Origin of the sequence: Methyloversatilis sp. XJ19-13 (assembly GCF_024580155.1) — a bacterium.
In the GTDB taxonomy this organism is placed as follows: domain Bacteria; phylum Pseudomonadota; class Gammaproteobacteria; order Burkholderiales; family Rhodocyclaceae; genus Methyloversatilis.
In genome coordinates, this window is the sequence record NZ_JANINH010000002.1 from 30,813 (window position 1) to 41,455 (window position 10,643).

The 10,643-nt window shown below is 65.9% G+C and carries 9 protein-coding genes; 1 reads left to right on the forward strand and 8 read right to left on the reverse strand.

What is annotated here, in order from left to right; all coding sequences use genetic code 11:
• Nucleotides 1–5 precede the first annotated feature (5 nt).
• The 6 genes from NMQ14_RS02750 to dapC all read right to left on the reverse strand — a co-directional run bounded on the left by NMQ14_RS02750 (nt 6) and on the right by dapC (nt 8,723).
• Entirely contained in the window at nt 6–2,924 is a 2,919-nt protein-coding gene (locus NMQ14_RS02750) for a PAS domain-containing protein (RefSeq protein ID WP_257093297.1), read from the reverse strand.
• A complete protein-coding gene (gene prmB / locus NMQ14_RS02755) occupies nt 2,924–3,820 on the reverse strand; it encodes a 50S ribosomal protein L3 N(5)-glutamine methyltransferase (protein ID WP_257093299.1) in 897 nt (298 codons plus the stop codon). The genes NMQ14_RS02750 and prmB overlap by 1 nt, the downstream gene beginning before the upstream one ends.
• An 8-nt stretch (nt 3,821–3,828) precedes the next feature.
• Nucleotides 3,829–4,980: a succinyl-diaminopimelate desuccinylase gene (gene dapE, locus NMQ14_RS02760; protein WP_257093301.1), complete on the reverse strand. Its 1,152-nt coding sequence runs from the start codon at nt 4,978–4,980 to the stop codon at nt 3,829–3,831.
• A gap of 35 nt (nt 4,981–5,015) precedes the next feature.
• Complete coding sequence (locus NMQ14_RS02765; RefSeq protein WP_257093303.1) at nt 5,016–6,197, reverse strand: PilT/PilU family type 4a pilus ATPase; 1,182 nt, start codon at nt 6,195–6,197, stop codon at nt 5,016–5,018.
• 395 nt (nt 6,198–6,592) lie between these two features.
• Nucleotides 6,593–7,411: a 2,3,4,5-tetrahydropyridine-2,6-dicarboxylate N-succinyltransferase gene (gene dapD, locus NMQ14_RS02770; protein ID WP_257093305.1), complete on the reverse strand. Its 819-nt coding sequence runs from the start codon at nt 7,409–7,411 to the stop codon at nt 6,593–6,595.
• 91 nt (nt 7,412–7,502) lie between these two features.
• Complete coding sequence (dapC, locus tag NMQ14_RS02775; protein ID WP_257093307.1) at nt 7,503–8,723, reverse strand: succinyldiaminopimelate transaminase; 1,221 nt, start codon at nt 8,721–8,723, stop codon at nt 7,503–7,505.
• A gap of 128 nt (nt 8,724–8,851) precedes the next feature.
• Between dapC and NMQ14_RS02780 the strand changes: the two genes are divergently transcribed.
• Nucleotides 8,852–9,781: a DMT family transporter gene (locus NMQ14_RS02780; protein ID WP_257093310.1), complete on the forward strand. Its 930-nt coding sequence runs from the start codon at nt 8,852–8,854 to the stop codon at nt 9,779–9,781.
• A gap of 47 nt (nt 9,782–9,828) precedes the next feature.
• Here NMQ14_RS02780 and NMQ14_RS02785 read toward each other — a convergent pair whose 3' ends face one another.
• Both NMQ14_RS02785 and NMQ14_RS02790 read right to left on the reverse strand, forming a co-directional pair.
• Nucleotides 9,829–10,266: a type II toxin-antitoxin system VapC family toxin gene (locus tag NMQ14_RS02785; RefSeq protein ID WP_257093312.1), complete on the reverse strand. Its 438-nt coding sequence runs from the start codon at nt 10,264–10,266 to the stop codon at nt 9,829–9,831.
• Complete coding sequence (locus NMQ14_RS02790) at nt 10,266–10,538, reverse strand: AbrB/MazE/SpoVT family DNA-binding domain-containing protein (protein WP_257093314.1); 273 nt, start codon at nt 10,536–10,538, stop codon at nt 10,266–10,268. The genes NMQ14_RS02785 and NMQ14_RS02790 overlap by 1 nt, the downstream gene beginning before the upstream one ends.
• Nucleotides 10,539–10,643: the final 105 nt, after the last annotated feature.

Sequence of the window (10,643 nt, forward strand, 5' to 3'; positions counted from 1 at the left end):
CAAGGTCATCCGTTTCCGGTCGGAACGGACTCGAGCGTGAAATAAAAGCATGCGCCGCGTTCGACTTCCGCTTCAGCCCATATCCGTCCTCCATGCCGATGGACGATCCGGTGCACGATCGCAAGCCCGATTCCGCTGCCGGTGAAGTCGCCGACCGAATGCAGACGCTGGAACGGTCCGAACAGCTTGGATGCGTATCGCATGTCGAATCCTGCGCCGTCGTCTTTCACAAAATACACGAGCTCCCGATCGCGTTGCAAGCTGCCGACTTCTATGCGAGCAGCCTCGTGGCGCGCGGTGAACTTCCATGCGTTACGCAACAAATTATCCATTGCGATACGCAGCAGATTCGCGTCAGCATACACGCGCATCGACGGCTGGATGAGGAATTCTGCCCGCCGCTGAGGTTCGCCGCGCGTCAGCTCTGCAGCAATGTCGTGCACCAGTGCACTGACGTCGACGCTCTCCCGGTTCATTTCATTGCGCGTGATGCGCGCGAGACCCAGCAGGTCGTCGATCAGCCGGTGCATGCGCTGGGTAGCGGCGCGGATGCGCTGCAGGTAGTCGCGACCGCGGTCATCGAGTTTGTCGGCGTAATCTTCCTCGATCATGCGCGAGAAGCCGTCGATGCCCCTTAATGGTGCCGCCAGATCGTGCGAAATCGAATAGCTGAAGCTTTCCAGCTCGCGCATGGCGGTCAGCAGTTCTGCGGTGCGTTCGCGCACCCGTGTTTCCAGGCGCTGGTTAAGCGCGACCACGCTGCGTTCGGCTTCCTTCTGTGCGCGGATGTCGAGTCCGGTGCCGAGCAGGTGCGGCAAACCGTCGAGATCGATGCGGTACAGGCTGAAGGCGTGGGCACGCGGTTCGCCATCGACCGCCAGCAGGTCGGCTTCGAAACTGGCGTCGCGCTGGATCAATGCCCGGCGCGCCTGGCGTTTCAGCAGGCGGTGGGTTTCGGGCGGAAACAACTCGAGCGTTGCCTTGCCGAACAGGTCCGCCGCCGACAGTCCGGTGATGGCCTGCAGGTTTTCGTTCCATCTGCGCAGGGCGCCCGTTGCGTCGAGCAGGAAAAAGACGCCGGGCATGCTGCGTACCAGCGCGGCCGAGAAATTCTCTTCGCGTCGCGCAACGTCCAGGGCACGCCGGCGGGGCGTGTCGTCAGCAAAGATCCAGATCGTTTCGCCGCCCGCCTGGACATCGTGTTCAAGCTGCCGCACCGAAATGTAGGCATGCAGCGCGCTGCTGTCGCTGCGGTGCAGGACGGATTCCTGGGCGTGCGGCGAAGGTGCGCTCGACGCAGCGCCCTGCAGCAGTGCGTCGAGATCGTCTTCGTCGTGGAAGAAGCGGCCGACCGTTTCGCCGATCAGTTCATCGCGCCGGTAGGCGAAAATCTCTTCGCAGCGGCGATTGCAGTCGGCGATGCGACCGTTGCGCGCATACACGATGGCGACCGGCACATCGTCGAGCAGCGCCTGCTTTTCAGCGGCGAGCGCGCGCGTGGCCTGTTCGGCACGCTTGCGCTCGGTGATGTCGGTGATCGACCCGGAAAAGCGCAGCACCTTCCCCTTGTCGCTGCGCGTCGCCAGACCGCGGTCGCGTACCCACAGGTAGTGACCTGACTCGTGCCGCATGCGGTATTCGATGTCGAACGACTCGCGCCGCAGGAAATGTTCGTCGATCGCATGTTCGAGCCGCGACAGGTCGTCCGGATGCACCCGTTCCAGCAGCTGTTCATGGGTCTGCGGCTGCAGCGACTGCTGCATGCCGAGCAGCTCGCTCAGCCGTGGCGACAGGTAGTAGCGGCCGGCACCGATGTCCCAGTCCCAGGCGCCGTCGAAAGAACCGCGTACCGCGTGGAACAGCCGCGCCTCGCTTTCGCGCAGCGAATCGAGGGTCATGCGCTCGCGCGTCACGTCTTCGAGCGTGCCGGTGAGGCGCACCGCCGTGCCTGCGGCGTCGTGGCTGACCACCGCGCGCAGGCGGAACCAGCGATAGGTGCCGTCGCGGGCACGCAGGCGGATCGGGTCGTCACTGCGCTCGATCTCGCGCGCCACCAGGCGCTCTCGCGCACGCCGGACAATGGTTGCGTCGTCGGGATGCGTCGCGGCGGTCCAGTTGAACTGCTGGCTGAAGCCATCGCCCGCTTCGTAACCCAGCAGCGATGGAAAGCGTGCGCTGTACCAGATGTCGCCGGTGTCGAGCTGCCACTCCCATTCCGCTTCGTCGTGCGACAGCGCGAGGCGCTCGAGCCGTGCCAGCTGCGCAGTGAGGCGGTCATGTTCCTGTTCCAGCGCATTGCCAGCTGCCAACAGCGCCTCGTCCAGCGGTGCGAGTGCATCGTCGGCGGTCAGCCGGGCGGCGCCACGCGGCGTGCCGGTCGCCAGTGCTCGAGTCGCCGCGGCCAGTGCATTCACCGAAGGCGCAAGCCGGCGTTTCATCATCCGGCGCGCACCCCGGGTGACCAGAAGGCACAGCGCGCCCAGGCCGACCGCGGCCAGCAGGAGGGCGAGCAGCGGCGAATTCGCACCGGTCTGCTGCGCGCCGATCGACAGCCAGCCGACCTGCACCGTCTTGTGCCGCAACGGCCCGTCGGCCCGGATCAGCACGCCCTCTTCGGCCGAACCCGAATGACCGATGCGCAGGACGATGCCGCCCTGATCATCGCTGACCGTCGCGTCAGTGATGACACCACGCTCGATCGGGTCGCGCAGCAGTTGTTCGATCTCTCCTGCGCGTTGCGCCGCCAGCAGCCGGGCGATTTCGCTGGCGAGTTCGCCGTGCAGCGCGCCGACGTCGCTGCGCGACGACAGTGCGGCCAGGCCGAGTGCCAGCAGCACGACGAAGCCCGCCAGCGCGACCAGGCGCCACAGCGCGCCCGGCGCGCGGCGGGGTGGCTTGACCGGAGACGTCGGTAGGCCGGGCATCAGCCGAGGTCTTCGGCCCGCAGCAGGAACACCGGCGCGCTGGCCGATGGCGTGTCGAGCCAGACCAGCGGCAGGTCGGGCAGCGCCTGTTCGGTTTCGGCCTGATTGCGACCGACCTCGACCAGCAGCAGGCCGCCCGGATTCAGGTGCACGCGCGCGTCGGCGACGATGCGCCGTACGATGTCCATGCCGTCTGTACCGGCGCCGAGCGCCATTGCCGGTTCGCGCAGGAATTCGTCGGGCAGCGCGGCCATCGCGGCGTCGGTCACATAGGGCGGATTGGACAGGATGAGGTCGTAGCGCCGCCCCTTGAGCGGGGCGAACAGATCGCCGTGCAGCAGTTCCACCCGGTCTGCGAGACCGTGCTCCGCGACATTCAATGCGGCTACTTCGAGTGCATCGGCCGACAGATCGACGGCATCGACCTGCGCCTCCGGGAAGTAATGCGCCGCGGCGATAGCCAGGCAGCCCGAGCCGGTGCACAGGTCGAGCACATGGCCGGGACCATCGCCCATGTCGTCCAGCCAGGGCTCGAAGCCGTCCTGCATCAGTTCGAAGATGTGCGAACGCGGAATGATGACCCGCGGATCGACCTTGAAGCGCAGCGGGCCGAGCCAGGCTTCGCCGGTGATGTAGGCGGCCGGTTCGCGGTCGGTGACGCGGCGGTCCAGAATCTGCGCGATCGCCAGGCATTCGGGCGTGCTCAGGTGCGCGTCGAGGAAGGGCTCCAGCCGGTCGAGCGGCAAATGCAGCGTGTGCAGCACCAGATAGGCGGCTTCGTCATAGGCATCGACAAAGCCCTGGCCGAAGGCGACGTCGGCCGCGCGCATGCGGCTGACCGCATAGCGCAGCCAGTCGCGCACGGTGTTCAGTTCGGGGGGAGCGGTGACAGTCATGGCAGTTTTCAGTGACCGATCAGTCGGTCGAGCAGGGTGGTATGGATGCGTGACAGCGGTTCGAGGTCGGCCACGGCAACGGCTTCATTCAGTTTGTGGATGGTCGCATTGCAAGGGCCGATTTCAAGCACCTGTGAACAGATATCGGCGATGAATCGTCCGTCCGACGTGCCGCCGGTGGTCGACAGCGTCGCCTCGATACCGGTCACCTCGCGGATGGCGGCGCGTGCCGCATCCACCAGGATGCCGGCCGGCGTCAGGTAAGGCAGGCCGCCGAGTGTCCAGGCGATGTCGTGGTCGATCCGGTGGCGATCCAGCACGTCGGTCAGGCGCGCCTGCAGCGACGCCGGCGTGCTGGCGGTCGAGAAGCGGAAGTTGAAGCGCGCCTCCAGCGTACCGGGAATCATGTTGCCCGCGCCCGTGCCGGCGCTGATGTTCGACATCTGCCAGCTGGTGGGCGGAAAGTGCGCGTTGCCGTCGTCCCAGCGCAGGGCTGCCAGTTCGGCCAGTGCCGGTCCGAATTCGTGGATCGGGTTGCGCGCCAGCTGCGGGTAGGCGATGTGGCCCTGCACGCCGCGCACCGTCAGCACCCCCGACAGCGAGCCGCGCCGGCCATTCTTCACCATGTCGCCGAGCCGGTCGACCGAGGTCGGCTCGCCGATTACGCACCAGTCCAGCCGTTCGCCACGGGCCGCCAGTGTGCGTACGACATGTGCCGAGCCGTGCAGCGCTTCGCCTTCTTCGTCCGAGGTGAGCAGGAAGGCGATCGAGCCGGCGTGCTGCGGGTGTCGGGCGACGAAACTTTCGGTTGCGGTCACGAATGCCGCGAGCGAAGCCTTCATGTCCGCCGCACCGCGCCCGATCAGCAGACCGTCACGGACGACCGGTACGAACGGATCGCTGCGCCACTGATCAAGCGGGCCGGTCGGCACGACGTCGGTGTGGCCGGCGAAGCAGAACACCGGCGCCTCGGTGCCGCGGCGCGCCCACAGATTCGACACGCCGCCCGCGTCCATGCGTTCGAGCCTGAAGCCCATGGCGGCAAGCCGCGCACCGATCAGGTCGAGACAGCCGGCGTCGTCCGGCGTGATGGACGGCCGGGCGATCAGCTGCTTCGTCAGCGCGAGGGTGTCGGCAGCGAGCGCGGCAACATCAGTCATCGGCGACGTCCGGGCTGGCCGGCCGCCGCAACTGCTCACCGACCGCCATCTTCCAGATTGAGCGAAAACTCGGCGAACGAGGCGCCGCCGGGTACCGTGGTTTCAAGATCGGGTTCGTCCGCTTTCGGTGCGTCGTTCCTGGGGGGTTCGTTCACGCCAAACTGCGAATTGTTGATCAGCCACGACAGGTTGGTAGGCGAGTCGGAATTCGACAGCGCCTCGTCGAGCGTGATTTCGCCTTCGCGGTACAGCCGGAACAGGTCCTGCTCGAAGGTCTGCGAGCCGGGCGCCATGCTGCGTTCCATCGCTTCCTTCACGCTGTTGATATCGCCGCGGTCGATCAATTCGGAAATGTGGCGCGTGTTCAGCAGTATCTCGACCGCCGGCATGCGCCGGCCATCGGGTTTGCGCACCAGCCGCTGCGACACGATGGCCTTCAGGGTGACCGCCAGATCGAGGAACAGCAGTTGCCGGCTTTCCAGCGGGAAGAAATTGACGATGCGGTTCAGCGCGTGGTGCGCGTTGTTCGCGTGCAGCGTGGCCAGGCACAGGTGGCCGGTCTGGGCGTAGGCGAGGGCGGCCTGCATCGTTTCCAGATCGCGGATTTCGCCGATCAGGATGCAGTCCGGCGCCTGGCGCATGGCGTTCTTCAGCGCCGGTGCCCAGCCTTCGGTGTCCATGCCGATTTCGCGCTGATTGACGATCGACTTCTTGTGCTTGAACAGGTATTCGATCGGGTCCTCGACCGTCAGGATGTGACCGGACCTGTGCTGGTTGCGGTGATCGATCATCGCCGCCATGGTGGTCGACTTGCCGGAGCCGGTCGAACCGACCACCAGCACCAGGCCGCGCTTTTCCATGATGACTTCGGACAGCACCGGCGGCAGGCCGAGCGTGTCGAGCGGGGGAATGTCGCCCAGGATATAGCGCACCACCATCGCGATGCTGCCGCGCTGCCAGAACATGTTGACCCGGAAATTGCCGAGGTCGCGCCGTCCGAACGACAGATTCAGTTCGCGCGTCTTCTCGAAGCGCACCTGCTGCTCTTCGGTGAGCATTTCGTACGCCATGCGCTGGATGGTTTCCGGGTCCATCACGCGCTGGTTGATCGGCACCGTCGTGCCCTGGATCTTGATCGCAATCGGCGCGCCGGCCGACACGAAGATGTCGGAGGCATTCTTGTCCGCCATCACTTGAAACAGCTTGTCCAGGATCATGTCGCCTCCGCGTGCGACCGATCGGCCGCAGTGTCAATGTACAGCCGTATTCTGGCGCGCTTCACGTTGTCATGCACAGTCAACCTTTGACGCGGCCGCCATCCGGCGCTGCGCCCTCACCCCCGGCCCCTCTCCCGCTGATGCGGGAGAGGGGAGTCTGGCGCGGCGGTGAGGTGGGGGTAACCCTCTCCCGCATCAGCGGGAGAGGGTGGCGCGCAGCGCCGGGTGAGGGCTGCGGTGCTTGTTCCCTCACCCCCGGCCCCTCTCCCGCTGATGCGGGAGAGGGGAGTCTGGCGCGGCGGTGAGGTGGGGGTAACCCTCTCCCGCATCAGCGGGAGAGGGTGGCGCGCAGCGCCGGGTGAGGGTCACGCGGTCAAGACGAGCGGCACCGCCGATCAGGACCGCAGAAGTTCGTTGATGCTCGTCTTGGCGCGTGTCTGCGCATCGACGCGTTTGACGATGACGGCGCAATACAGACTGTACTTGCCGTCGCTCGACGGCAGGTTGCCGCTGACCACCACCGAGCCTTCGGGCACGCGGCCATAGGTCACCTCGCCGGTCGCGCGGTCGTAGATCTTGGTGCTCTGGCCGATGTAGACGCCCATCGAAATGACGCTGTTGTCCTCGACGATGACGCCTTCGACCACTTCCGAGCGGGCGCCGATGAAGCAGTTGTCGCCGATGATGGTCGGGTTGGCCTGCACCGGCTCCAGCACGCCGCCGATGCCCACACCGCCCGACAGGTGCACGTTCTTGCCGATCTGCGCGCACGAACCGACCGTGGCCCAGGTGTCGACCATGGTGCCTTCGCCGACGTATGCGCCGATGTTGACGTAAGAGGGCATCAGCACGACATTCTTCGAAATGAAGGCGCCGCGGCGCACGCTGGCCGGCGGCACCACGCGGAAGCCACCGGCGCGGAAGGCCGCTTCGTCGAAGCCGGCGAACTTCATCGGCACCTTGTCGTAATAGCGGGTTTCGCCGCCGTCGCTGACCGTGTTGTCCTGCAGGCGGAAGGACAGCAGCACCGCCTTCTTGATCCACTGGTGGGTCACCCAGTCGCCGTCGATGCGCTCGGCGACGCGCAGCGCACCGCTGTCGAGTTGCGAAAGGACGAATTCAACCGCTTCGCACAGCTCGGCCGGTGCATTGCCGGGCGAGTACTGGGTGCGGTTTTCAAAGGCGGTTTCGATGATCTGTTGAGCAGCCTGCATATCGGGTGTCCCGTAATAAAGCGTTGAAATGGAAGAAAAAAGATACTAAATGGGCGGCCGGAGCGATAGACCGGGACAATCGGACCGGCGCTCAGAGCGCGTGGCAGAACTGCACGATGCGCTCGGCCGCTTCGAGGCATTGGCTGCCGGGTGCCACCAGGGCAATGCGGACGAAGCCGGCGCCCGGATTGACGCCACCGGCGCTGCGCGCCAGATAGCTGCCGGGCAAAACAGCCACATTATATTCGGCGAGCAGCCGGCGGGCGAACACGGTGTCGTCCAGGGCGGCCGGCGTGCGCGCCCACAGGTAGAAACTCGCATCGGGCATCGGCGCATGCATCACCGACGCGATGCGCGGCTGCACCGCGTGGAACTTGGCGCGGTACTGGTCGCGGTTGTCGCGCACGTGCGCCTCGTCCGACCACGCGGCGACGCTGGCCGCCTGCACCGCCAGCCCCATCGCGCTGCCGTGATAGGTGCGATACAGCAGGAAGCGCTTGATCAGCCGCGCATCGCCGGCCACGAAACCGCTGCGCAGACCGGGCACGTTGGAGCGCTTCGACAGGCTGGAAAACACCACCAGCCGCTCGAAACCGGTGCGCCCGAGCGCGTGCGCAGCCTGCAGGCCGCCGAGCGGCGGGGCGTCTTCGTCGAAGTAGATTTCCGAATAGCACTCGTCCGACGCGATCACGAACCCGTGCCGGTCGGCCAGCTCGAACAGCGTGCGCCATTCGTCCAGCGTCATCACCTTGCCGCACGGGTTGGCCGGCGAGCACACGTAGATCAGCTGCACGCCTTTCCAGTCGGCATCCGGAATGCGGTCGAAATTGCAGGCGAAGCCGTCGTCCGGCAACTGGTTGTAGAAGCGGATCTGCGCGCCGGCCAGCAGGGCCGCGCCTTCGTAGATCTGATAGAAGGGATTGGGCGACAGCACCGCCGCATCCGGCCGGCTGGCGTCGATCACGCTCTGCGCGAACGAAAACAGCGCCTCGCGCGAGCCATTCACCGGCAGCACCTGGGTCGCCGCGCTCACCGCCGGCAAACCATAGCGGCGCTTGATCCAGCCCGCGATACACTCGCGCAGCCCGTCCAGCCCGGCCGTCGTCGGATAGACCGACAGGCCGTCCAGCGCGCCGGTCAGTGCATCCTTGATCAGCTGCGGCGTGGCATGCTGCGGCTCGCCGATCGACAGGCGCACCAGCGGCAGATGCGCCGGGCCACTGATGCCGGCAGTCAATTCCTTCAGTCTTTCAAAGGGATAGGGCTGGAGCAGCGACAGGTGCGGCGTGACGGGCAGGGTGTCGTTCGGCATGTCAGTCAGAGTGAAGGTCCATCGGTTCGCGGGGTGGTCCGGGCGCATCCGAACCGGTCGTCGAGAATCCGGCGTCGTGCTTGACGTCGTTTCAGGCTTTTTCCCACACCATATAAGTATACGTACACATGCTCGCTTCCCGCGTGCCGCGTTCGCGGCGCCTTCCTTCCGCTGCCCTGCTGTGCGGCGGCATCGTCTGGGGTCTCATCTGGTATCCCTACCGCGTCATCGAGGCGGCCGGCATGGGTGGCGTCACGGCGACCTTCATCACCTACGCGCTGGCGTTCCTGTTCGGCCTGATTCCGCTGTGGCCGGTGCTGCGCAGGACGCGCCCCAGCCTGTGGCTGGTCGCGCTCGCGCTGGCCGCCGCCGGCACCAACCTCGGCTACGTTCTCGGCGCGCTCGACGGCGAGGTGATGCGCGTGCTGCTGCTGTTCTACCTGTCGCCACTCTGGACGGTGCTGCTGTCACGCCTGCTGCTCGGCGAACGCCTGAGCCGCGTCGGCGCCGGCGTGATCGCGCTGTCGCTGGCCGGCGCCGTCGTCATGCTGTGGCGCCCCGAACTGGGCCTGCCGTGGCCGCAGGGTTCGGCCGAATGGATGGGGCTGGGCGCCGGCATCTGCTTTGCCGGCGTGAACGTGATGGTGCGGCGCACCGCCCACATCGCCATCGAACAGAAGGTGATGGCGGTATTCCTCGGCGTCATCGCCGTCGCCCCGTTCGCCGCCTGGCTGCGCGGCGAGTCGCCGCTGAGCAAAATCGCCGCCATCGGCCCGGAAACCTGGGCCGTGCTCATCATCCTCGGCGGCGTATTGGTGGTGGTGAATCTGGTCGTGCAGTACGGCATCACCTTCGTAGCCGCCAACGCCGCGATCGCGCTGTTCCTGTTCGAACTGGTCGTCGCCGCCCTGTCGTCGTGGTGGCTGGCAGGCGAGGCGATGGGCGTGAAGGAGTGGGTCGGCGGCGCGATGATCATCGCGGCCAGCCTGTTTTCAGGGCATCTGGAGCCGGCGCGGACAGACCGCGAGCCGGAGGGCAAGGCTGCGTCTCAGACGTAGTTCGATGCACTCTTCGATGCGCTCGGGCCGGGTCGGTGAGTCGCTGATCAGGGCGCAATGACTTCGAGCCGTGCGAAGTAATTCCGGTAGGGCTTCGGGTCGCGGGTCAGCACGCGCAGATTGGATACTGCGGCATGGGCGCCAATGAAGAAGTCGGGCAGCGGTGTATCTCTGGCGCCGCCACGGCGCCGATACAGTGCATAGGCAGCGGCTGCGAGGGAGGATGCGGCCCACGGCAAGGGTGTCCGCGAGGTGTCATAGATATCCAGCATTGCATCCAGTGCGCCAATGTCCGGGTCGGGAATCAGCAGTTCGGTGTAGATGACGATGTTCACGTGCAGGGGGGATCGCTCGCTGCAGACCTGCAACTGCTCCACGGACCACTCATGCCAGGGGCTGGCATCGTCTATGCAGTCTACCCAGACATTCGTATCGACGAGCACGCCGGCCGAACCGTCATAGCTGGAAAGGCTGGGGAGTACCACTATGCGGCGCCGTCGGTGGGGTCGTCGCCGCGGATGAAACGCATGATTTCGTCGGCGCCCATCGGTCTGAATTCAGCACCCAGACTGCCGCGTACCCGTGCAGCCGCGGCCTTGAGCTGTGCGCGGCGGTCTTCTTTGACGCTTGTGCCGACAGGCGTGATGACGATCCTGCTGCCTTCAAGGCTGAACGTCACCTCGCTGCCCGGCGCAACGCCAGCAGCGTCGCGTATGTGCTTGGGGATGGTGACCTGTCCCTTTTCGGTGACGAGCATCGCATTCTCACAAGTAGGAATTGGAAGTAAGAATCTTACCCGCAAGGGCTGGCGAACAACAGAGGTGCTGTCTTCGCCACTGAACACGTGAAATCGACTTCTGCA